The 20931-nt window shown below is 61.0% G+C and carries 24 protein-coding genes and 1 pseudogene; 5 read left to right on the top strand and 20 right to left on the bottom strand.

Annotation, left to right across the window (positions count from 1 at the left end):
• The 3 genes from ACRZ96_RS00895 to ACRZ96_RS00885 are packed head-to-tail and all read left to right on the top strand — an operon-like array spanning position 1 to position 2937.
• Positions 1-1374 (top strand): pyruvate dehydrogenase complex E1 component subunit beta, encoded by a 1374-nt coding sequence (locus tag ACRZ96_RS00895; protein WP_480705117.1) that lies wholly within the window; start codon positions 1-3, stop codon positions 1372-1374.
• Positions 1374-1634, top strand: a complete 261-nt coding sequence (locus ACRZ96_RS00890) for a hypothetical protein (protein WP_480705119.1) — start codon at positions 1374-1376, stop codon at positions 1632-1634. Before ACRZ96_RS00895 ends, ACRZ96_RS00890 begins: the two co-directional genes overlap by 1 nt.
• Before the next feature lies 1 nt (position 1635).
• The gene (locus ACRZ96_RS00885; RefSeq protein ID WP_480705121.1) at positions 1636-2937 is read left to right on the top strand and encodes a pyruvate dehydrogenase complex dihydrolipoamide acetyltransferase; all 1302 of its coding nucleotides are present in this window, start codon (positions 1636-1638) and stop codon (positions 2935-2937) included.
• A 71-nt stretch (positions 2938-3008) separates the two neighbouring features.
• Here ACRZ96_RS00885 and cysE read toward each other — a convergent pair whose 3' ends face one another.
• The gene (gene cysE / locus ACRZ96_RS00880) at positions 3009-3818 is read right to left on the bottom strand and encodes a serine O-acetyltransferase (protein ID WP_170396508.1); all 810 of its coding nucleotides are present in this window, start codon (positions 3816-3818) and stop codon (positions 3009-3011) included.
• An 86-nt stretch (positions 3819-3904) separates the two neighbouring features.
• On the opposite strand from cysE, the gene ACRZ96_RS00875 reads away from it, so the two are divergent.
• A complete protein-coding gene (locus ACRZ96_RS00875; protein ID WP_170396506.1) occupies positions 3905-4243 on the top strand; it encodes a TraR/DksA C4-type zinc finger protein in 339 nt (112 codons plus the stop codon).
• Here ACRZ96_RS00875 and ACRZ96_RS00870 read toward each other — a convergent pair.
• The 16 genes from ACRZ96_RS00870 to ACRZ96_RS00795 form a co-directional block, all read right to left on the bottom strand.
• Positions 4224-4520 carry a DUF7742 family protein gene (locus ACRZ96_RS00870; protein WP_170403088.1) on the bottom strand — a complete coding sequence of 99 codons (297 nt, stop codon included), beginning with the start codon at positions 4518-4520 and terminating at the stop codon, positions 4224-4226. The two genes, ACRZ96_RS00875 and ACRZ96_RS00870, sit on opposite strands and share 20 nt — an antisense overlap.
• Positions 4521-4522: 2 nt before the next feature.
• Positions 4523-8503: a baseplate multidomain protein megatron gene (locus ACRZ96_RS00865; RefSeq protein ID WP_480814146.1), complete on the bottom strand. Its 3981-nt coding sequence runs from the start codon at positions 8501-8503 to the stop codon at positions 4523-4525.
• Complete coding sequence (locus ACRZ96_RS00860; RefSeq protein ID WP_170396502.1) at positions 8503-8943, bottom strand: NlpC/P60 family protein; 441 nt, start codon at positions 8941-8943, stop codon at positions 8503-8505. Before ACRZ96_RS00860 ends, ACRZ96_RS00865 begins: the two co-directional genes overlap by 1 nt.
• Positions 8943-9827, bottom strand: coding sequence for a DUF2163 domain-containing protein (locus ACRZ96_RS00855; protein ID WP_480814145.1), 885 nt, complete (start codon positions 9825-9827; stop codon positions 8943-8945). Before ACRZ96_RS00855 ends, ACRZ96_RS00860 begins: the two co-directional genes overlap by 1 nt.
• Positions 9827-10459, bottom strand: coding sequence for a phage distal tail protein, Rcc01695 family (locus tag ACRZ96_RS00850; protein WP_480759195.1), 633 nt, complete (start codon positions 10457-10459; stop codon positions 9827-9829). Before ACRZ96_RS00850 ends, ACRZ96_RS00855 begins: the two co-directional genes overlap by 1 nt.
• A gap of 12 nt (positions 10460-10471) precedes the next feature.
• Positions 10472-11134, bottom strand: coding sequence for a phage tail tape measure protein (locus tag ACRZ96_RS00845; RefSeq protein WP_480762595.1), 663 nt, complete (start codon positions 11132-11134; stop codon positions 10472-10474).
• Positions 11121-11330 carry a rcc01693 family protein gene (locus ACRZ96_RS00840; RefSeq protein WP_480814144.1) on the bottom strand — a complete coding sequence of 70 codons (210 nt, stop codon included), beginning with the start codon at positions 11328-11330 and terminating at the stop codon, positions 11121-11123. The genes ACRZ96_RS00845 and ACRZ96_RS00840 overlap by 14 nt, the downstream gene beginning before the upstream one ends.
• Positions 11327-11641: a gene transfer agent family protein gene (locus tag ACRZ96_RS00835; protein ID WP_480762597.1), complete on the bottom strand. Its 315-nt coding sequence runs from the start codon at positions 11639-11641 to the stop codon at positions 11327-11329. The genes ACRZ96_RS00840 and ACRZ96_RS00835 overlap by 4 nt, the downstream gene beginning before the upstream one ends.
• Positions 11641-12054 (bottom strand): phage major tail protein, TP901-1 family, encoded by a 414-nt coding sequence (locus tag ACRZ96_RS00830; RefSeq protein ID WP_170396490.1) that lies wholly within the window; start codon positions 12052-12054, stop codon positions 11641-11643. Before ACRZ96_RS00830 ends, ACRZ96_RS00835 begins: the two co-directional genes overlap by 1 nt.
• 20 nt (positions 12055-12074) lie before the next feature.
• Positions 12075-12488, bottom strand: coding sequence for a DUF3168 domain-containing protein (locus ACRZ96_RS00825; protein WP_480705131.1), 414 nt, complete (start codon positions 12486-12488; stop codon positions 12075-12077).
• Positions 12485-12823, bottom strand: coding sequence for a phage head closure protein (locus ACRZ96_RS00820; RefSeq protein ID WP_480705133.1), 339 nt, complete (start codon positions 12821-12823; stop codon positions 12485-12487). The genes ACRZ96_RS00825 and ACRZ96_RS00820 overlap by 4 nt, the downstream gene beginning before the upstream one ends.
• Complete coding sequence (locus ACRZ96_RS00815) at positions 12820-13419, bottom strand: head-tail connector protein (protein WP_480561352.1); 600 nt, start codon at positions 13417-13419, stop codon at positions 12820-12822. The genes ACRZ96_RS00820 and ACRZ96_RS00815 overlap by 4 nt, the downstream gene beginning before the upstream one ends.
• Positions 13420-13590: 171 nt before the next feature.
• Positions 13591-14769 (bottom strand): phage major capsid protein, encoded by a 1179-nt coding sequence (locus tag ACRZ96_RS00810; protein ID WP_480705135.1) that lies wholly within the window; start codon positions 14767-14769, stop codon positions 13591-13593.
• Positions 14770-14799: 30 nt separating this feature from the next.
• Positions 14800-15345: an HK97 family phage prohead protease gene (locus ACRZ96_RS00805; RefSeq protein ID WP_480705137.1), complete on the bottom strand. Its 546-nt coding sequence runs from the start codon at positions 15343-15345 to the stop codon at positions 14800-14802.
• A 26-nt stretch (positions 15346-15371) separates the two neighbouring features.
• Positions 15372-15590 (bottom strand): GTA head formation protein, RCAP_rcc01685 family, encoded by a 219-nt coding sequence (locus tag ACRZ96_RS00800; protein WP_010442100.1) that lies wholly within the window; start codon positions 15588-15590, stop codon positions 15372-15374.
• The gene (locus tag ACRZ96_RS00795) at positions 15583-16743 is read right to left on the bottom strand and encodes a phage portal protein (RefSeq protein ID WP_480814143.1); all 1161 of its coding nucleotides are present in this window, start codon (positions 16741-16743) and stop codon (positions 15583-15585) included. Before ACRZ96_RS00795 ends, ACRZ96_RS00800 begins: the two co-directional genes overlap by 8 nt.
• An 888-nt stretch (positions 16744-17631) precedes the next feature.
• Between ACRZ96_RS00795 and ACRZ96_RS00790 the strand changes: the two genes are divergently transcribed.
• Positions 17632-17886 carry a hypothetical protein gene (locus ACRZ96_RS00790; protein ID WP_480705141.1) on the top strand — a complete coding sequence of 85 codons (255 nt, stop codon included), beginning with the start codon at positions 17632-17634 and terminating at the stop codon, positions 17884-17886.
• Between the two features lie 73 nt (positions 17887-17959).
• Here ACRZ96_RS00790 and ACRZ96_RS00785 read toward each other — a convergent pair.
• The 3 genes and pseudogenes from ACRZ96_RS00785 to ACRZ96_RS00775 form a co-directional block, all read right to left on the bottom strand.
• Positions 17960-19332, bottom strand: a pseudogene (locus tag ACRZ96_RS00785) (DNA-packaging protein).
• Complete coding sequence (locus ACRZ96_RS00780) at positions 19241-19585, bottom strand: hypothetical protein (protein WP_039536221.1); 345 nt, start codon at positions 19583-19585, stop codon at positions 19241-19243. Before ACRZ96_RS00780 ends, ACRZ96_RS00785 begins: the two are co-directional and overlap by 92 nt.
• Before the next feature lie 180 nt (positions 19586-19765).
• On the bottom strand, positions 19766-20653 hold the full coding sequence (locus ACRZ96_RS00775; protein WP_170565911.1) for a DMT family transporter: 888 nt from the start codon (positions 20651-20653) through the stop codon (positions 19766-19768).
• Between the last annotated feature and the right edge of the window lie 278 nt (positions 20654-20931).

Below are 20931 nucleotides of genomic sequence, written 5' to 3'. Positions count from 1 at the left end.
ATGGCAACCGAAATTCTCATGCCCGCCCTTTCGCCCACGATGGAAGAGGGCACATTGGCCAAGTGGCTGGTCAAGGAAGGCGACACCGTATCCTCGGGCGACATCATGGCCGAGATCGAAACCGACAAGGCGACGATGGAGTTCGAAGCCGTCGATGAAGGCATCGTCGGTAAGATTCTGATCAGCGAGGGCACCGAAGGGGTCAAAGTAAACACCCCTATCGCGATCCTGGTCGAAGATGGTGAAGACGCCTCCGCCCTGCCCGTGGCTGCGCCCGCAGCCGCAGCGGAGGCCGAAGCCGCCCCTGCGGCGGTTGAGGCCCCCGCTCCTGCCGCAGCAGCCCCCGCTGCTCCGGTTGTGGACCTGTCGCCCGATTGGCCTGCCGACGCCGAGATGGCGCAGCAAACCGTCCGCGAAGCCTTGCGCGACGCGATGGCCGAAGAAATGCGCGGCGACGAAGATGTCTATCTGATGGGCGAAGAAGTCGCTGAATATCAGGGCGCCTATAAAATCTCTCAAGGCCTGCTCGATGAATTCGGTGCCAAACGTGTCATCGACACCCCGATCACTGAACACGGCTTCACCGGCATTGCCGTCGGCTCGGCCTTTGGCGGGCTGAAACCGATTGTCGAGTTCATGACCTTCAACTTCGCCATGCAGGCGATTGACCAGATCATCAACTCTGCCGCCAAAACGCTTTATATGTCTGGCGGTCAGATGGGCTGTCCGATCGTATTCCGTGGCCCTAACGGTGCCGCTGCCCGCGTGGCCGCGCAACACTCGCAGGACTACGCCGCATGGTACATGCAGGTGCCCGGTCTCAAAGTGGTGATGCCCTATTCCGCAGCCGATGCCAAAGGTCTGCTGAAATCAGCCATCCGCGACCCGAACCCGGTGGTCTTCCTGGAAAACGAAATCCTCTACGGCCGGTCCTTCGACGTGCCGCAAGTGGATGACCTGACCATCCCGCTGGGCAAGGCCCGCATCTGGCGCGAAGGCTCGGATGTGACCGTCGTCAGCTTCGGCATCGGCATGCAATATGCGCTGGAAGCCGCAGACAAACTGGCCGAAGACGGCATCAGCGCCGAAGTGATCGACCTGCGTACTATCCGTCCGATGGATACTGGCGCGATCATCAACTCGGTGATGAAAACCAACCGTCTTGTGACCGTCGAAGAAGGCTGGCCGCAAGGTTCCGTTGGTAGCTACATCAGCTCGGTCGTCATGCAGGAAGCGTTCGATTATCTCGACGCCCCGGTCATCACCCTCACCGGCAAAGATGTTCCGATGCCATATGCGGCGAACCTCGAAAAGCTGGCGCTGATCACCACTGATGAGGTGATCGCTGCGGTGAAACAGGTGACCTACCGGTAATGGAGATCAGGGGCCGCGATCCAGCAACCGAATGCTACCGTGTCGAGATTGACATCGACAACCGCATCGTGCGGGCGCTTGTACCCGAGCGATTGGCGGCGGATATGCGGTTGATCGGCGCGCGCCCCTCACACCAGACCGCCTATCTCTGGATGGCGGAGAACAAAGACAAAATCGAGGCTGCGATTGCGACACTCGCACGCGGCACCGGGCGCCCCAAGGCGCCCTTTGACCAAATTACTCTGATTGAGGAGCGCTGAAATGCCCACCGAAATCCTGATGCCTGCCCTGTCCCCGACGATGGAGGAAGGCACACTTGCAAAATGGCTCGTCAAGGAAGGCGACACCGTCTCCTCGGGCGATCTGCTGGCCGAAATTGAAACCGACAAGGCAACAATGGAGTTCGAGGCCGTTGACGAAGGCACCGTCGGCAAGATCCTTATTGCTGAGGGAACCGAAGGCGTTAAAGTCAACACCGCCATCGCAGTCCTGCTGGAAGATGGGGAAAGCGCTGATGATATCGGTGCAACGCCAACCGCTGCTCCCGCGGCTGCGCCAGCTGCCGCAGCGGGCAACGAGGCTGCCGCACCGGCGGCACCCGAGGCGCCCGCCCCTGCCCCAGCGGCACCGGCCAAAGCGGATGGCGGTCGTATTTTTGCCTCCCCCCTTGCTCGTCGGATTGCCGCGCAAAAGGGTCTAGATCTGGCTCAAATCTCAGGTTCTGGCCCTCATGGCCGTATCGTCAAAGCCGATGTGGAAAGCGCCACAGCCACACCTGCAGCGGCACCTGCGCCTGCTGCTGCAGCCGCCCCAACCGCCGCCGCTCCCGCAGGTCCATCGGCGGACGCCGTGGCCAAGATGTACGGAGGCCGCGAATACGAAGAGATCAAACTCGATGGCATGCGCAAGACCATCGCCGCGCGTCTGTCTGAGGCCAAACAGACCATCCCGCATTTCTACCTGCGTCGCGACATTAAGCTGGATGCGCTACTCAAGTTCCGCAGCCAGTTGAACAAGCAGCTCGAAGGCCGGGGTGTGAAGCTCAGCGTCAACGACTTCATCATCAAGGCCGTCGCCAACGCGCTGCAGCAGGTGCCCGAGTGCAATGCAGTCTGGGCGGGTGACCGGGTTCTGCAACTGAAACCTTCGGATGTAGCTGTTGCCGTCGCCATCGAGGGCGGTCTGTTCACTCCGGTCCTGCAAGATGCCGACACCAAATCGCTGTCGGCGCTGTCGACCGAGATGAAAGACCTCGCCGGACGCGCCCGCGAGCGCAAGCTGGCCCCGCACGAGTACCAAGGCGGTACTTTCGCAGTCTCGAACCTCGGCATGTTCGGCATCGACAATTTCGATGCCATCGTGAACCCGCCGCATGCAGGTATCCTCGCAGTTGGTACCGGCCTCAAGAAACCCATCGTGGGCGATGACGGAGAACTGACGGTCGCAACCGTCATGTCCGTCACCATGTCGGTCGATCACCGGGTCATCGACGGCGCGCTTGGCGCTCAGCTGCTGCAAGCCATCGTCGACAACCTGGAAAATCCGATGGTCATGTTGGCCTAAGCCCAGAAGATCATGCACAAAAAAGGCCGCCTCGAACCCCGAGGCGGCCTTTTTCGTCTATTCACTCCGAATTACTGGTCTTTCCCCAGCATATGATCCATCGAGATTGACGGCTGATCGCACCCGGCCTCGCCCACGATCTTGGCGGGTATGCCAGCGACCGTCGTGCACGGTGGCACTTCCTGCAGCACCACTGATCCGGCGGCGATACGGCTGCAATGGCCAACCTCAATATTGCCCAGAACCTTGGCACCCGCGCCGATCAGAACGCCGTCACCGATGGTTGGATGGCGCTGTTCTTCTTCCTTACCGGTTCCGCCCAGCGTCACCGAATGCAGCATCGAAACATTGTCCCCAACCACAGCGGTTTCACCGATCACGATAGAATGGGCATGGTCGATCATGATGCCTTTACCGATGCGGGCAGCTGGATGGATATCAATGCCGAATATCTCGGAAGATCGCATCTGGAAGAAATACGCCAGATCATGGCGCCCCTTGTTCCAAAGCCAGTGGGCTACGCGATAAGCCTGCATCGCCTGATACCCCTTGAAATAAAGGATCGGTTGCAGCAGGCGGTGGCAGGCCGGATCGCGTTCATAAACAGCCATCAGGTCCGCGCGCGCGGCTTCAATCAACGCTTTGTCGTCAGCATAGGCCTCATCCACGATCTCACGCAGTACCATCATCGACATCTCATTCGAGCATAGCTTGGCCGAGATGCGATAGGACAATGCCCTCTCAAGACTGCGGTGATGTAAGATACAGGCGTGTACCAACCCGCCCATCAGCGGCTCTTTCTCGACGGCTGCATGGGCTTCCGAGGTGATGCGGTCCCAAACCGGGTCCACGGGTGTCACTTGGCTGCGCGTTTCGAACATGGCTTTTCATCCTTTGCTGCGCTTAGAATAGCCATCTAGTCGTAAAATTACCAAACGCAAACCCTTGATATGCACTACAACAAAAAATGAACTCAGCCGATCTGGACCATTTTCGGAAGCTTATTCACCAGCGCCTTCGCGATCTCGCCGCGCAATCCGCCGCCGGTCAGGATGCGCAATCAGTTGTGGAGCTGGATCAACAGGCAGTGGGTCGGCTCAGCCGGATGGATGCGTTGCAAAATCAAGCAATGGCCAAGGCGCAACAGGCCCGGCGCGACACCGAAACGCATCGGCTTCGGGCCGCGCTGAACCGGATGGACGAAGACGAATTCGGCTATTGCGAAGATTGCGGCGAGGAAATAGCGCACGGAAGGCTAGAGCTGGACCTTGCCGCCTCAAAATGTGTCAGCTGCGCATCTGGCTGATTTGGAACCGGATCAGTTTTCGCAGAACCATCTCGAAACATTGGCAATATTGCAGATCGTCGAAATTTGGCTCGTCTGCCAAGGGCCGGCAGCGCGCGGCTGCCATCAACGAGCCATTTCCATAAACAGGATGCAACCGCCCTGTTCTGGCGACATGTCGATCCGCCAGTTCGGCCTCAGCAATCAGGAGGGTGCTTATCCTATCGCGGTCGGTTCGCGGCGCGGCCAGCAAAGCCCGCGCCGCCGCGCTGAGATCTCCGTGCAGGACTGGCCGCACGGCTAGCCGACCGAAAGGCGCGCAAACGCCCCGGGTCCGTAGGTAGCCGAAACCTGCGCGACTGCGATATCGTAGGGTCCGGCCAGCCCGTCATCGGCTTTCATCGCGGCAGAATACTGCCAAACCGGATCACTGGTGACAGTTTCGCGCAACAAAGCACCCTCAATGAAGACGCGGATCAGATAGGATTCGCTTTCTTCGCCCAGAGGCACATCCAATGCGCTCCAGTCATCGCCATCAATCCGGGTGCGGCGCACCCACGAGATCTTGTCCCCGGTAGCCGACGCAGAAGCCTGCAAATGCACTGGCGCATAAGGTCTCAGCCCATTGCCATCGAACGCTTCAACCAGATGCACATATGCCGGGTCCTCGTAGCCGCGCGTTGCAGGGCCGATACGGTAATGCTTGGCCACGCGGCGTTCGGTGCGCAGCAACCCGGTCTGATAAACACGTTCATCCAGTAGGACAAAGGTAGACGCTTCAGGCCATACATCCGGCATCAGGGCATCCGTACCCAACTGACCACGCAAGCGGCCTGACAAATTGTAAACGCCAGTCTCCTGCAAGACCGCATCCGAGAACTGAAACACTTCCCAATTGCCCGGTGTTCCGTCACCGATGGCAGCCAGATTGGCACCACTCAGCAACGCCGAGCGTGGACGCGACTCCAAAACGCCATCGATCAGGTTGACACGCAACGCGGCCCCTTCGTCCCAGATCCCAGCGCCTGCGCGTCGCAGGGGTGTTTCGGTGAAGCCAATCACCGCCTGCCCCGCGATCACTTGATGCAAGGTATAGTCCTCATCCTGTGCAGCCGAATAGACAGCCACGTTACCGGGCCAGGGCTCGGCCGATATCGCCAGATACGGCGCATGGGGCGCTTCGGATCCAGTGATCAGCGGCAGATCCATGAACACCGGCAGAACTGGCACCGGAGCAATGAATGGCTTGGCTGTCGCTACATCATCCAAAACATCGGACGGGGTATAAACTCCGGGTTCAATCCGCACTGCATCCGCCAATTGCATCTCGGCCTGTTCCAGCCGGTCGATCCGATATAGCGTTCCGTCCCCGCCATCCGGCAAACGCACCACATCGCCGGCTCCGACATGCAGCAGCGAGGGCGGCAGAGCAAATCGTACAGTCTCGCGCGAGATGCGGGATTCGCTTAGCCAGCGCTCGACCGTCTGACGCCCTTCGGCGCGAGTCATCGACAATGGCATTTCGTTGACGGCGACCGAATGGGTTCTGTCATCAGGCAAGACGGCCTCTTCCGCGACAACATCATAGTCCGCATCCGATTGGACAAACCGCAGACGCACACGCCCGGTCATCTCGGCGTCTGCCTCGCGGCGATGTTCCACTGGCCCGTCGATATCCGCGCTGATGGCGATCTGCTCGGGGTCAATGTCAACGGCCCGACGCCCGTCGCGGGTTCTGAACTTCAGCACCCCGTCCCGCTCGATCGCGTCGAACCCATAGCGCAGCATCAGCGGCTGCAAGGCCTGCCGAGCATTCATTACGTCCTCAACCGCGTAACCGCGTACCACGCCGTAGAGCTCGGACACATCAATCGCCGTCACCCCTGCCTCAAGGCAGATTTCTGTCACGACCGAGGCCAGAGTCCGCGACCCGGATCGCCCGTTCAGCCAATGCCCACGTGCATAGTTATCGCCGTCCGACCACTGCGACCGCAGGTTCGGGAAAGTCGGGAACGGACGCGCATCCCAAGCCCAGACAAAGGCGTTCGACAGGTCCACCATCGGACCGTCATAGATATCTGAAACCGGGTTGATCTCAGCATCACCCCAATAGCCAAGGACGGCCCGAAGGTACTGAACCATGATAAAATCATCCCGTACCCCGTTGGAATACCGCGGCAAATTTGATTCAGACGACTTTGGGTCCAAGAATTTGTTCGGCTGGTTCGTGCCCTTGTCGATGGCCGCGCAGCCCAGTTCGGTGAACCAGATTGGCTTGGACCCCGGCACCCAACCCGTTGGCGTTTCCTGCCGCACACCCCCGATCCGCTCATGATGTCGGTTTGCCCACCAGTTGCGCAGGTCCTTGTACCGCCAGACCCACGGCTCGCCATGATCGTCATCAGTGATCGGGCTTCGGATCTGCGCCTCAGCTTCCTCCGGTGAGGCATAGTACCAATCATACCCCTCGCCACCTTCGATATTGCCGCGCAGATAGTCCAGATCGTAGATCGACCCATTCGACACCTCAGCGTCCAGATGCGAGCCCCCATCCCGCCAGTCGGACAGCGGCATATAGTTGTCGATGCCGACAAAATCTATGTTCTCATCGGCCCAAAGCGGGTCGAGGTGGAAATACCGGTCTCCGGTGCCGTCTTGCGGCTGATACCCGAAATACTCGGTCCAGTCTGCGGCATAGCCGATCTTAGTTTCCGGCCCCAATATCGCGCGCACTTCCGCGGCCAGAGACCGCAGCCCCGCAACTGCAGCGAAGCCAGACGCGCCGCGGATTTGCGTTAGCCCGCGCATCTCGGACCCGATGCAGAAGGACTCCACGCCGCCCGCCGCCTTGCAAAGGGCCGCATAGTGCAGAATGAACCGCCGTAATCCCCATTCGCTAGGGCCGCGATAGGTCACTTTGCTGCCGCTGGCCGAGAAATGTGACGCGCGCGCCGTACCAAAGAACGCCGCCACCTGCGCATCCGCATCGGCAGTTTGATCCGGCGAGCCTGGCCGCCCCGGAGCAACATCCAAAGTGATCCGCCCACGCCAGGGTAAATGTGGCTGATCCGGCGCATCGGACCACGGATCAGGCAGGCCGTTGCCCTCTGATTGCTCCATCAAAATAAACGGATAAAACATAACCCGTTTGCCCGAGTTCTTCAGGTGCCGGATCGCCTGCACTACGGCCGCATCAGCCGGTGTGCCGCCATAAACCGGACGCCCATCCTGCCATTTCACCTGCCCCGCCGCAGTTCGGGACAGACCTGAAACACTCCAGGGCATGTTTGCGCCCTCGATATTCTTGCGTTCAACCTTGGGGCGGATCTGGCATTCTCCGCAGCGCAAATCATCGCCGAACCACGACACGATCAACGAAGCCACCTCGCAGCCCGGCAATTCCTGGCCGAGCGCCCGCGTCGAGGTCACCAGATCGGACTTGCCCGATGGTGAATTGACATTCGCCGCCCAACTGCGCCCACGGCCCTTGGTGTAATTAACCTGAGATGAAGCCAGCGCGTATTCCCCCGTACCCGGCATCAAGGCCACCCCCTTGATGATCCGAGTCAGCGCGTCCTCGGCATCCGGCATCTCGTCTTGTTCCTGCCGCACCACCTCGAACGAAAACTGCGGCACTCGGTTGCCAAAGGGGCCCAGCGCCAGATCTTCGATCACGACATAAGCCGTGCCGCGATAGGCGGGCACCGTGCCTGCCCCTTCGACCGCTTCAATGAGCGGGTCGGGCAATTGCTCGTGATCGCCGCGATATATCCGCATGTTCAGCGTTCGGCGCTCGACCTCTTCACCATCGGCCCAGACACGCGTGATATCCGCAACCTGTCCCGCGCCCATCGCAATCGCCAGAGACACCGAATAGCTGTAGCTATGCGTGGTTGTTGTTGTCGTCACTTCAACGGGCTTGGGTTTCCCCTTGCCTCCACCGCCACCGCCTGATGTTTGCGTCGTCGTCGAGGTCGATCGGGTTTCCAGAAAGTCCGAGGCCCAGATGACCTGTCCTCCAACTCGCATCCGGCCGTAGACCGTCGCGACGGTCGCACCCTCACCGGTTTCGGTGAGACGGAAACGATCCAGACGCCCGGTCTCGACCACCTCGCTGCCGCCGCCCATTACGGATTGGCTGGCCATCAACCGGTTGTCGATCACCCGCCCCAGCGTCGCCCCGACCGCGCGGCCAATCACCGCCGTTGACAGGCCCGCAACCGAGCCCCCGATCGAACCACCTATTGCCGCACCTGCAGCAGACAGAACTATTGTGGCCATCAGAAATCCTCCAGCGGGAATTCGAAACAAGCGACCACGCGGCGACGCCAAGGCTCGCTCAGCGTGTTTTCAACAACACCATGCCCGGTATAGGCGTGGATGAATCGCATCGGGTCTTGGGCGCTGACGATGCCCAGATGCTTTGCCACTGCCGCATCCCGCATCCGAAACAGCAATACATCCCCCGGGGCCAAATCATCGGGCGATTTCTCGACTAGATGGCGACGGGCTGCGGCCCACATGCGTTCCTCACCCTGCGGCTCGGACCAATCCATGCTGTAGACCGGCACCGCCTCGGGCTCATGCCCCATCACCGCGCGCCAAACGCCCCGCAGTAAGCCGAGACAATCGGCGCCTGCACCCCGAACAGAGGCCTGATGAACATAAGGTGTGCCCAGCCATCCGCGCGCTTCGTCCACGATATCTTGTTTTGTCCGCATCACCGCCTGCTTCCCCCTTTGTGTTGACTACTGCGCTTGGGTACGGCCATGACCCAATCCTCGTGCGGCAGGTCAGGGAAGCCCTGAAAATTCAGCATGTTGTTGAACTTCAGTCGGCAAGTGGTCATACGCTTGTCACACCCGGCGGTCAGCTGGACCCGATCCCCAACCGCCAGCCCGCCGCCAATCGCCGACCACAGCGTGACATCGCGGCCATCTCTGACCTGTTCATCCAGCTTGATCGAGGCCCACAGGCCCTGCGTAGCCCCGTCCAGCACATCCAGCCTGCCGCGTTCAAACCAACCCGCATCAGAACTCTCCGCGCCCTGCAAACGCAAAGCCGCGCCGTCCAGCGCGACAATTTCAGCCTCAGCGCGATAACCCGACGTCTCCAGGGCAAAGCGGCACGCCTTATCCCCCAACACTGCCATACAGGGCTTCTGATAAATCCGCCCTAAAGGCCGGTTCAGCAGATCGGTCAACCCGCGCAATTCCGCATGAAACGCCCCGCCAGCGCGACGCAACTCACCAATCGAACCACGAAACTGCAGCATCCGCTGCTCAGGATCGGCCCAATTGACCAGCCAGGCCCGCACCTCGGCCCCATCAAAGCGCCCCGCCTCGATATCCTCTTCCCGGACCGAGGCATCAGACAGCGCGCCCATCGCCTCGGTATTATCGATCGACAGGCCGGTTGCCTGCTCGATCGCCGCAGCGGTCAGACCGGTGCTGGCTTTGAACACCAGCCCGTCAAAGCGCAACTCCATATCGTGATCCGTGAAACCATAGACCTGTGCGTCGCTGCGCGTGATCGCCCAGCAACGACAGGTGGTGGTCAGCCCGCTTTGCAAATGCGCCTGCAGCGCCTGCTTGTCCCCGCTCATCAGACCCGCACCTCGACCACCGGTACGTTCGGGACGTCACCGGCCTGAAAGCTGGCCACGCTGGTCTGGATCTTGTCGGTGTCGAACCGTACCGGAACGTCGAACTCAAACCCGGCCGTAATCTCGACCTGCTCAGGCGGCGGGGCCGAGAACATCACGCGTCCGGTCGCCAGATCGACTTCAAAGTCCACGCCTTCGCGTTGCGCGTCCTGATCCAGCCCCAGCGTCACGGTCCCCAGTACCGGCTTCAAAATCGGCCTTACATAACTGAATCCACCCGAGCTGTAGCTCTTGATCAGCTGAAAATCGGTCGTCTCGCCATCCCCGCGCGCAATCACCTGATCGCCCTTGTCGACCTCAGCCGTCGCCGCGCCCGATTTGAAATCCGACCAGTCCTTCCAGCGGAATCCAAACATCTGGCCTTGCCGCGCCTCGAAGAAGGAAATCAATGTCTCGATATCGTCTAGCGACCGCATCCCCAACCCGGCATCATAGCGCCTGCGCGAATGCGCCCAGGGCGTGTTGCGTTCTTCGAACCCGTTGGCCAGCGTCACGATATCCGTGCGCCGTTCCGGCCCACCGACCGAGCCAAAGCTCAGGCTGGCGGGAAATCTCACCTCGTGGAAATTCATCGCCTGCTCCCCTTATCTGTTGCGATTGCCGCGGCCCAATGCGCGGCTCATCTGCGCCGCAATCTGCCCCTGAGAGCGGCGGAACCCCTGCACGTCCGGTGTTGAGATATTCATCACCACGTTGACCGCTCGCCCGCCGCCCTGTGACCGCACACCCAGCTTGCCATCGGCCCCGCGCGCCAGTGGCATGATCGCCTCGGGACCCGCCTCACCCATCAACCCGGTGCCGCCTCGCATCGGAAACATCGTCGGGCTGCTAACGACCCCACCATTGGCAAACGGCATCACACGGCCCTGAGAAAAACTGCCTCCATCCGCAAAGGGCAGTATCCCCTGCACCAAGCCACCAACCCCGTTGGCCAGCATGCCGCCAAAATGATCCGTCACAGGTTTGATGGCCGCCGAATAGGCCGTGCGGATCATCGAGTTCTTCAGCACATCCAGCGCTCCCGACAGGTTCATCCCATCCAGCACCACGCCATCAAAAGCCTTGCGCAACCCGCCCGACATGCCACGCTCCAGCGTGGCCACATCTTTTCCAGTCTCTTCAAACGCAGCCCTGATCCGCCGCATCTGACCATCAAACGCTGATGCCATTGTCGCGGCGTCGCCCAACGCATCGCCCAGCGCCTCTCCCCGCTCCTGCAGGTCGTCAAAACCATCACGATCCGTCATCACGCTCTCCTTGTGTCTTGTCCGGATAGGCCGCCAGCAAGGCATCCAGGCCCGCCCGCTTCATCGAAGGCATTCCCGCGCCTTGCCCCAGCATCAGCCGCAGCTCGGCGGGGGTCAGATGCCAGAACTGATCCGGCATCAGACGCAGGCCGAGGAACCCGGCCCGCATCAATACGGGCCAGTCGAACCCGCTCACTCGGGCACCATGAAGGCCCGCGCCAGCAACTCAGCCGCTGCCTTGGCCCCCGCCATCGGCCCGCCCGCAATCTCGGCATGCATCAGATCCTCGCGTGAGACCTGCGCACCGCCGCCCCGCAACCCGGCGACAAGCAGCGCCAGCACATCCCCGCTGGAATAAGCCCCGCCTTCAAACCGCTGCACCAGCTCGACCAGAGACCCGGCCTGCAGCTCCTGTTCCAGTTCCGCCAAAGCACCCAATGTCAGCTTGAGCACCCGCTGCTCCCCATCGATGGCCAGCGCCACCTCGCCCGTCCACGGATTGGCCATCAGAGCGCCGTAAAGCTCAGCGCACCGGCGCTTGCCATGCTCATCTCATAGGTCGCCTCACCGTTGTGCGAGCCCGCATATTCGATGCTGCTGACCTGAAACGGGCCTTCGACAATACCGAAATCGGGGATGATCACCTGAAAGCCGGGCGTCTCACCGTCAAAGAACAGCTGGCGCGCACGCTCATCTGTGCCCGCATCCTTGAACACGCCCGAGCCCGAGATCGCGGCCGATTTGACCCCGGCCCCCGACAGCAGCTCGCGCCACCCGCCTTGGCTTTCCAGACTGGTCACATCCACACTTTCCGCGTTGAAACTGATCCGCGTGGCGCGCAGCCCCGCGATGGTCTCGAACAGGCCGGTGCCGTTCATATCCACTTTGACCAACAGGTCTTTTCCGTTCTGGGCAGCCATATGCTCACTCCGTTGATTGCTTAGTCGTCTTCCACGCGGGCGCGGAATCTCAGATCGATCTGGCGGATCGCGCCGCCAGTTCCCGTGCGTCGGGCGCTAGCGCGTTCGAACCACAGCCCCACCAGATGGCCCCGGTCGAATGTCAACGCCGCGCCTTCCAGTGCGTCACACACTGCGCCCGCCAATGTCTTGGCCGCGCCAAAGCCCGCCGCTTCGGACACCACTGAGACCGTGAACCGATGCACCGCGCCTGCGCCCGTCCGGTCCGACGCGTCGCGCACCTCTTCCGGGCCAAGTGTCACGTAAGTTTGCGGCAACACTCCCGACGGCACCGCGTCATAGATCGCACCACCCGAAAGGGTGCTGACCTGCGCATCCCCCGCCAATTGTTGAAACACCGCCGCCTGCAAAGCGGCTGCAACGCCATAGCTCATGCGGCCACCTCTTCATCCGCGAAACAAGTCAGGTACTGGCCGCGTGGATCGCGCTCGGCCACTGCACGAATGACAAACCGGCGCGCCCCCTCAACAAATCGCTGATCAGGCGTAGGCCGCATCGAGGACCCCTCAGGTGCGCCCCGGACTACGATCCGATAGCCAACCCGCGACACCGAGGCGCCACCGACCGCGCGTTCCGCCCCGCTACGTGCCGTCACCTCGGCCCAAAGCGAACCCAGCGCAGTCCAGGTCTCGGTATACCCCCCCGCGCCGTCCGCGCTGCGCACCGGAGCCTCCAGCACCAGCTTGCGGTTCAATCGCGGCGCGCTCATTGAGTCACCCCTGCACTGAAGCGCACCGTGCGATAGCGCTGGATCAAACTTGTCACGCCAAAGGGCATGCACCCCGCGCCCAGCGCCGTCTCATCGCGGTATTCGTAGTAATGCGCCGCCAGCAGCAGCACCGCCTGCCCAAGGTCAGCGGGCAGCCCGCCCCAATCCGTGGCCATCCCGACAGTGAAGGCAATCTTCACCGAGCCGCCGGTCTGCACCCTTGGCAAGCAAGTGCCAACCGGACGCAACCGAGGGCGCTGCATGTCGCGCTCCAAACGGTAAGCTTCGGCATCCACAACCATGTCGGTCCCCGCCGCATCCGTCAGCGTGATCGCAGCAACCGAGACCACCGGGGCCACCGGCAGCACTTCACCTGCTGGATCGCGCCAACCGTTCAGGCTCCACGAGAAATCCCGTTCGATCAGCACCTTACCGGTGCGCGCCTCAATCGCCGCAATGGCCGCACGCAGAAAGCCATTCAACACCTCGTCCTGCACATTGCCCTCGGCAAACCCCGTGCCCAGCCGCAGATGCGCCTTGAACTGATCCACCGGCAGCGCCGCATCCGCGATGGCGGTTTCTTCGATCAACATCATCCATTTACTCCGCAATCTCGGACCCCTCCGGGGCCGTATCCTTGGAAAATGACGGGCACGCGCCGCCCCACGTTGCTCGGACGGAGGGGAGCAGCTAGACAACGCGGGGGATCTCACCCCGGCCCGCGCCCGCCGCCCGAGGGGCTTGCAGCCCCCCGGATCCGCCACCGCTTAGGCGATGCCGAATTTCAGCAGTTTGATTGCAGCAAAATCGCTTATGTCGCCGCCCACGCGCTTGGTCGCGTAGAACAGGACATGCGGCTTAGCGCTGAACGGGTCGCGCAGCACGCGCAGATCGGGACGTTCGGCTATGGTGTAGCCCGACTGGAAGTCACCAAAGGCGATCGAGTAGCTGTCTGTCGCCGCATCCGGCATGTCCTCGGCAATCAGCACCGGATAGCCCATCAGACGCGCAGGCTCACCCGCCGCCAGACCATCCGACCACAGGAAGCGGCCATCGCTGTCCTTCAGCTTGCGGATCAGACCCGCGGTTTTCGAGTTCATCACGAATGTGCCGTTCACCCGGTACTGCGCGCCCAGCGCGTAGACCACGTCCACAATGGCATCCGCATCAACGCCGCCATCAATGCCCGACGCGACATAACCCAGGCTGTCCCAGCCCCAGCTGCCGTTTTCCATCGTGCGGTGGGTCAGGATACCCTTGGGCTTATCCACACCATCACCATTGATGAACGCCGCCGCCTCGGCCCGTGCAAACTTGTCGGCGATGCGACCGGCCAGCCAGCCTTCGACATCAAACGCACTGTCATCCAACAGACGCTGCGACGCTTTGGGCAGCGCGCTCAGCTCGTGCAGCGGGATCGAAATCCGATCAATCGATGGGGTCGAGGTCTCAGCCGTAGCCGAGTTTTCATCCGCCCAACCCGCGCCCACATCGGTGTGGTCGATCAGCACGTCGAACGAGTTCGCCTCGACATTCACAACTGACGCAATCGAACGGATCGAAGCGGTTGAATTCAACACCGACTTGATCATCTCAGCCGTCTGCGGATCGACCAGATAGCCACCGTCGCTGTTCACCGCCGTCGAAAGCGACTTGGCCTCAATCTCCAGCCCGCGCAGCCCGTCATCCTCGCCCGAACGCACATAGGCGTCAAAAGCCTTCTGATGCGGGGCGCCTTCTTCGATCGATGCCGCAAGGTGCGGACGCGCCGCGATGGTTGATTTACGATCCAGCATGGTCAGTCGCTCTTCTGTCTGTTGCAGTTGGGTTTTAACTTCGGCCTTGAGGCCGTTGAATTCATTCACGAAGCCAGCCATCGCCTGCTTCACCTCCTGAACCAGGGGCGCACCCTCTCCGGTCAAGGCCGGGGTCTCGGTCTTGCTCATCAGCACTTCCTTATTGGGGGGTTAGAGGCGCTAGATTCGCGCCAGCTCCTGCCGGGCGTCGTTGAACACCTCAGCAATACTGCGCCAGGTGTTTTCAACGTCAGGCTCCACGCCTTTCGCCGCCACCCGCGCACTGGGCAGCATCGGGAACGTCACCAAAGACACCTCCCACAGCTCCAGTTCGGTCAGGACCCGCTGGCCCTTGTCATTTTTCACGGCCCGTTTAGTGCGATAGCCAATCGACAGGCCGTCCATTGCCCCCGCCCGGATCAATTCGGCCGCCTCACGGCCCTTTTGTGTGGACTCCAGCAGACGTCCCTTGACCCACAGGCCCTTGTCATCCTCGCGTACCTCATCCCAGACACCGATAGGCTGCGCGGGATCGTGTTGCCACAGCATCTTGACCCGCTGACCCGCCTTGGACAGCCCGTCAAGCGAGCCCCTATACGCCCCGCGCTGCACCACATCGCTGCCCTGATCGACCTGCCCAAACAGGCTGGCATACCCTTCGATCACCGCATCGTCGGTCACCGACAAGCTGTCTCCGAACTGTGCGAATTTATGCTCCAAATCCATGAACTTCTCCATGTAACCCACTGACATTATGGCGTTACCACAAGGAATGACTGAAACGCCTGCGCCAAAATCACCGCCGCCACGCCGTAAACCGTCAGCCACAACCGCTTCTCCAGCCGCTCCATCATCTCTTCGATCTGATCCAACCGCCGACACAGGTGGGCGTGCTGGATCTCGGCCACCCGTTCATGCGCGGCCAGGCGCAGGCCCGGCGCGCAGTCGAACGGAGGATACCCATCACCCATCCCCACGCTCCGGCAGCCCCAGCAACGCGCGTTTCTCGGAATCGCTCAGGAATTCGGCCCCGCTAACCCGCGCCCATTGCGCATCGCGTTCCGCAGACAGCGCGGGCACCTGATCCAGATCCGGCTTCAGCACCAAATCCTCACCCGAGATCCCCGCCAGCCACTCCGACACCGCCGCCGCCACCCGCGTCACCAGGGGCAGCACGGTCAGGCGATAAAACGCCCGGTTGGCCTCCTGATAGTTCGAATAGGTCGCATCGCCTTGGATCCCCAGCAGCATCGGCGGGACCCCAAAGGCCAGCGCGATCTCACGGGCGGCGGCTTCCTTGGTCTTTTGAAACTCCATGTCCGAGGGCGAGAAGCCCATCGGCTTCCAATCCAGCCCCCCTTCCAGAACCATCGGACGCCCAGCATTCCGCGCCCCGCGATAGTTCTGCTCGATCTCGTCCGACAGACGCCGAAACTGATCTTCGGCCATCACCCCGTGGCCATCACCCTTCCACACCAGCGCCCCCGAAGGCCGCGCCGCATTATCCAGCAGCGATTTCGACCACCGAGACGCGCTGTTATGCACATCTATCGCCATCGCGGCCGCCTGCATCGGCGAGAACCCGTAATGATCATCCTGCGGATGGAATGACTTGATATGACAGATGTTTTCCGCCGCAAACCGGTGCTTCTTGCCGCCCACAGCGTAGTCATACGCCTTGGGCCACCCATCCGCCCCCGGCACCACGCTCATCCGGTCCGAGCGCAAGACATGCAGCTCTATCGGCAAACCTTCATCGGCCTGAACCGCCTCAACATAAGCATTGCCCGACAGCAGCAACTGTCCAAACAGCGCTTCCATCAATTCCGCCCGCCCCTGCGCCGCATTCGGACGGCGCATGAGGCTCAGGATCGGATGCACATCAAACCGCTGCGCCTGATCCTGCAGCACCAGAGGCAAAGCCGCCGCCGCCTCGGCAATCAGCTTTACCGAGCGAAACCCCACCGGGTTCCCCGAAAACCCCGTCCGCGTCAGCGACACCGCGTCCCGAGGGCTCCACGCCACGCGCCCGCCCGTCTGCCACGCCACCACAGGCCCCGCTGCGCTCGCCTTCGCCTCGGGCGCTTCCCCAGCCGATCCACGACGCAAGAAATCGAATACCATCTGTGCTCCTTTCTGCCGCCGCTCTGCCCGGCTTGTTGAAAGGAGTTATGACGGAAAGAAGTTTAAGTCTCGGGAATGGGGCGTACGGGGGTTGGGCAACGGATACATGACGTGAAATAGAACTAGAGCGAATTCAGAGAGTTCACCGTAAAACCACTGCTCGCACGCATTCAATCTAGACGCGAAGATTCTGTTCGAATACTCCTGAAATATAACTTTATGGTTTTCAAGAATGTAGTGAGGTTTCATGAATTTAACCAAAGCAATCGTACCGGTCTTGCTTTTAGCAGTGTCGGGATGTTTCGGACCAAATTTGGATTACAGCGCAGAACCAACGACCTTCAAGTATACCGAAGCCGGAACCTCAGGCTTAAATCCAGTCAGACCCTACCCGACACCCGAAGACGTTTGCCAAATCATCAGTGAAAATCGAGAGATCCGCGAACCCGTCAACGATGGATCTTTTTTGATTGCTTGCCCAAAGCACGAACGCGGCGCAATCAGCGACAGGCAAAGCGAAGGCGCGCAAGTGATAGCTCACGCGCGACACTGGACAATACTGTCTGTACCTGCTCGCTAGTGCCACATTTTGCTACTTAACAGCACTTAAACTGGGCAGTGAAACTGCTATAGCGCCCGCACCCAAGGCCGCCGATAGACCCCCGCAGGCTCCACAACCAACTCATGCAACGCAGAGACTAACGGGTCGACCGGGTCGGGCGAGCCCTGACCCAGACTCTAGCTTGGCTGATTGCAAGATTCAGAAGTTTGTTCAACCGATAGCCTAAATCCTTTGCAATCACCGCCAAGTTTTTGTGATTTCATGCCACGGCAATTGTCTGCGTTTCACATGCCCCCACGTGTGCTTCAAATTGAAGAGGCCACCCGATGACTGAAAACGAACCTGTGCCGTCTGGACACTCCGATACGCACAAATACTGGACCAATGAACCTACTGCTGCCGACAAACACGTCTATGAGGTGTTTGCCTCCAACGTAGTCGTTCTTGTGCAGCTACTTGATGACTACAAAACAATGATGTCGCCGGATGTCCACGCAAGGCTGTTTTCTTCGCTGCTGACGTTGTCCCGGTTGCTCGGCGAATACGAGGACAGTTGGAATCAAGAATACCCAACGCCCTGAACCTGAATGCGCCCAGCGAAAGATCAGCCCTTTAGGAGAAATATGATTGTTTGTAGAGCACCCCTCAGAGTGCTCACAAACTCCGCACCCTCGGCCTTCTAAACGCCCCCGCAGGCCCCACAACTAACTCATGCAGCGCCCAGACCAGCGCGTCGACCCGGTCGGGTGAGCCCCGCCCTTCGAACCCGCGCGCGGTCATCTGGCACATCTGCTCCTCCAGCGAGTCCAACCCGGCCAAATGGGCCACACGCCCCTGATCGTATAGCGCCGCTACAGGCTCGGCCCGCGCGACCTTGCCGCGTGACGCCCGCACCGCGCGATAAGGCACCAGAGGGTCCACCTGCCGCACGACCTCTTCCACCAGTTGCCCGCCCTGATTGACCTCGGCCACCAGCCGTTCGGCCCCGAACTCATCCATCGCGTCAATCGCCGCCTGCGCCCAGCCAGCCGGGCCAACGCCCTGCACCGTCCGGTCAGCCAGTACATAGGCCCGCCAGTCCTCGGGTGGCCCCTGTAGCTGAGCACCAACGACCACGATCCCGCAGGCATCCGCATCCGACCCCGCCGTCACCGCCGGGTCCAGCGCCACGACAACCCGGTCCAATGCGGGCACCTGCGCACAGCGCGCCGCCTCCAGCATCGAACCCGTCCACAACGCGCCCTCGGCATCCGACAGCAACACCCCGTCTAATTCTTGCCGCCCCAGCCGCGTGCCGGCATAGCGCGCGCGTACCTCTTCCAAAAAGGAACCCGCCAGATTGGCCCGGTTCGCCTCGGTCGGCGCGTGGGTCTGTACCGTGGACGGAGACGCCAGCAACTCCTTCAAAACCTTCACATTGCGCGGCGTCGTGGTCACACAGACCCGCGGCCGTTCCCCCCCAGCCGCAGCGCAAATTGCAACATATCCAAGGTCTCGCCCGCCTTCTTCCACTTGGCCAGCTCATCCACCCAGGCCGCATCGAATTGCGGCCCGCGCAACCCCTCGGGATCATGTGCCGAAAACGCCTGCGCCTCGGCCCCGTTAGGCCAAACCAGCTTGCGTTCGGACGCCTTCCAAACAGGCCGCCGATCCGGCGGTGAACACTGCAAGATCCCACTATCACCAAAGATCATCACATCGCGCACCTGATCGAAGGTCTCACCGACCAGAGCCACGCGACTGGCCTCACCCTTCTCCAACGGCAAAGACCCCTCGACCACCGACCGCACCCATTCGGCCCCCGCCCGCGTCTTACCGGCCCCACGCCCGCCCATGATCACCCATGACCGCCAGTCCCCCTCAGGCGGCAGCTGATGCGGCAGCGCCCAGAACTCGAACAGGAAAGGGAGGGCACACAGCCCCCCCTCCCCGATCTCACTCAGAAATCTGTCCTGCACCGCAGCAGGCGCGGAGGCGAGCCAGCCTGCACCCGATCTCAGATCGTGCCCGATCAAGGTCGAGCGCATAGCCCCCTTGGGCAATTCCGGCTTGTCTGTGATGTTGTTCGACAAAGCTTGTCTCCACTTTCTGGCAACTGCGGATCAGCCCCTCTAGCTGACCCAGTTGCTTGCCTGTTCCGGCAAGGTCTGCATCCTCCCCGGCACCGATCTGTTTTCGCAGTTCTTCCGCTGCTTGGCGCAGATCGCGAATGGATCGTTCAAGCGACTGCAACAAATCAGCCGTCTGAGAAATCCGCTCTTCCGGGGTAATCAAAGTCATGTTTGCCTGTGACCTCATGCGTGAGTTTTTCCGCACGAGAGAAACGAAAAACGACCGCCGGGTCGCCCCGGGGCCGTTGCCCACCTCTTCTAGCCTGACATAATTTCTACCAAGAAAAGTGCGCAAAGTCAATGCGTTACGCAACGCAGATGCAACACCCGGCGTCCGATCGGTTAACGATCAGCCCCGCATGACCTCAAGAAACGCAGCGCTTACGATCAACGCCGCACCCAATGCTTCTCTCATCCCAAACGGCTCGCCCGAGAAGACCGCCGCCGAGATCAGGCCCACCACAACTTCGCTCATCAGCAGTAGACCAACGCGTGCCGGGGTCAGCTTGGTTGCGGGCCAAATCGTCAGAAAAAACATCGGCAAGGTGTACAGGACCGACAGCAACGCGACCGGGCCGATACGTATAACCATCTCGCCGACTGCCTCTGATGACGCCAAACCGCCGCCGAATGGAACGCTCAGCAGAGACAACACCAAAGCGCCTGAAACAAAGGCAAAAACCTGCCCCGGAACAGAGATACCGGACGTCCGATAAAGCCCCAGCGATCCCATCGCCCAAGTGATCCCCGAGATCAGGGCCAGCCAGTCTCCAGTATTGCGCGGCCAGGGAAACCCCTGTTCTCCGCCAAGCACGATGAACATGCCACCCAGACCGCAGAGCAAGCCCAGCACGCGCGCCGGGCCAAGACGTTCACCCAGAAACACCATTCCAAGGATCGTTCCCCAGACCGGTGTCAGATAGAACAGCAGGATTGACCGGACGACATCTGTGTAAACCAGACTGATGGTAAACAAGCTGAACGCAGCACCGGTAAACATCCCGCTCAAGATCAGCCCGCGCCAGTCTTTCAAAAGCGCTTGCCGCTCGCGCATCAGGAAAGGCGTCAGTACGATCAACGCCGAGGTGTACATCACAATACCGGGCCATGGGCCATCCAGTCCTTGGTCGACAAAGTAGCGAACCGGAATCCAGTACAGCCCCCACATCATCCCGCCGATGACAAGGGCGACGCTGGCGGTCCTCAAATCCGCTCCGTGTAAAGCTCTGAATGTCATGACCCGCCTCATAAAACCTTCCGAACCGTATCTGGCAAACGCGCAACCCGCGCAAGCTTATGGCCGACACGGCGCTTGACAATCGCGACCGCAAGGCGCATGTGCCCCTCAAACAGCGCTACCGCGTGAGCACGTGGGCGACACCGCCCCCAACAGCGCCCGATTCACCCATAGTTCCCCATCACGCAGGGTTCTTGACGCGACAACCAGATGCTGCAGGGAACGCCTGCACGTCCTGAGGTTTCGCACAACCCCTGCCGGTCGCGGATGCGGCCCAT

This window comes from Ruegeria sp. CF1, from assembly GCF_056537445.1.
This window is presented reverse-complemented; position numbering and strand designations above follow the sequence as displayed.

What these genes read in the sequence shown, in the direction of transcription:
- ACRZ96_RS00895 (WP_480705117.1), top strand. Translation starts at nt 1, where the DNA reads ATGGCAACCGAAATTCTCATGCCCGCCCTTTCGCCCACGATGGAAGAG.
- ACRZ96_RS00890 (WP_480705119.1), top strand. Translation starts at nt 1,374, where the DNA reads ATGGAGATCAGGGGCCGCGATCCAGCAACCGAATGCTACCGTGTCGAG.
- ACRZ96_RS00885 (WP_480705121.1), top strand. Translation starts at nt 1,636, where the DNA reads ATGCCCACCGAAATCCTGATGCCTGCCCTGTCCCCGACGATGGAGGAA.
- cysE (WP_170396508.1), bottom strand. Translation starts at nt 3,818, where the DNA reads ATGTTCGAAACGCGCAGCCAAGTGACACCCGTGGACCCGGTTTGGGAC.
- ACRZ96_RS00875 (WP_170396506.1), top strand. Translation starts at nt 3,905, where the DNA reads ATGAACTCAGCCGATCTGGACCATTTTCGGAAGCTTATTCACCAGCGC.
- ACRZ96_RS00865 (WP_480814146.1), bottom strand. Translation starts at nt 8,503, where the DNA reads ATGGCCACAATAGTTCTGTCTGCTGCAGGTGCGGCAATAGGTGGTTCG.
- ACRZ96_RS00860 (WP_170396502.1), bottom strand. Translation starts at nt 8,943, where the DNA reads ATGCGGACAAAACAAGATATCGTGGACGAAGCGCGCGGATGGCTGGGC.
- ACRZ96_RS00855 (WP_480814145.1), bottom strand. Translation starts at nt 9,827, where the DNA reads ATGAGCGGGGACAAGCAGGCGCTGCAGGCGCATTTGCAAAGCGGGCTG.
- ACRZ96_RS00850 (WP_480759195.1), bottom strand. Translation starts at nt 10,459, where the DNA reads ATGAATTTCCACGAGGTGAGATTTCCCGCCAGCCTGAGCTTTGGCTCG.
- ACRZ96_RS00845 (WP_480762595.1), bottom strand. Translation starts at nt 11,134, where the DNA reads ATGACGGATCGTGATGGTTTTGACGACCTGCAGGAGCGGGGAGAGGCG.
- ACRZ96_RS00835 (WP_480762597.1), bottom strand. Translation starts at nt 11,641, where the DNA reads ATGGCCAATCCGTGGACGGGCGAGGTGGCGCTGGCCATCGATGGGGAG.
- ACRZ96_RS00830 (WP_170396490.1), bottom strand. Translation starts at nt 12,054, where the DNA reads ATGGCTGCCCAGAACGGAAAAGACCTGTTGGTCAAAGTGGATATGAAC.
- ACRZ96_RS00825 (WP_480705131.1), bottom strand. Translation starts at nt 12,488, where the DNA reads ATGAGCTATGGCGTTGCAGCCGCTTTGCAGGCGGCGGTGTTTCAACAA.
- ACRZ96_RS00820 (WP_480705133.1), bottom strand. Translation starts at nt 12,823, where the DNA reads ATGAGCGCGCCGCGATTGAACCGCAAGCTGGTGCTGGAGGCTCCGGTG.
- ACRZ96_RS00815 (WP_480561352.1), bottom strand. Translation starts at nt 13,419, where the DNA reads ATGATGTTGATCGAAGAAACCGCCATCGCGGATGCGGCGCTGCCGGTG.
- ACRZ96_RS00810 (WP_480705135.1), bottom strand. Translation starts at nt 14,769, where the DNA reads ATGAGCAAGACCGAGACCCCGGCCTTGACCGGAGAGGGTGCGCCCCTG.
- ACRZ96_RS00805 (WP_480705137.1), bottom strand. Translation starts at nt 15,345, where the DNA reads ATGGATTTGGAGCATAAATTCGCACAGTTCGGAGACAGCTTGTCGGTG.
- ACRZ96_RS00800 (WP_010442100.1), bottom strand. Translation starts at nt 15,590, where the DNA reads ATGGGTGATGGGTATCCTCCGTTCGACTGCGCGCCGGGCCTGCGCCTG.
- ACRZ96_RS00795 (WP_480814143.1), bottom strand. Translation starts at nt 16,743, where the DNA reads ATGGTATTCGATTTCTTGCGTCGTGGATCGGCTGGGGAAGCGCCCGAG.
- ACRZ96_RS00790 (WP_480705141.1), top strand. Translation starts at nt 17,632, where the DNA reads ATGACTGAAAACGAACCTGTGCCGTCTGGACACTCCGATACGCACAAA.
- ACRZ96_RS00780 (WP_039536221.1), bottom strand. Translation starts at nt 19,585, where the DNA reads ATGACTTTGATTACCCCGGAAGAGCGGATTTCTCAGACGGCTGATTTG.
- ACRZ96_RS00775 (WP_170565911.1), bottom strand. Translation starts at nt 20,653, where the DNA reads ATGACATTCAGAGCTTTACACGGAGCGGATTTGAGGACCGCCAGCGTC.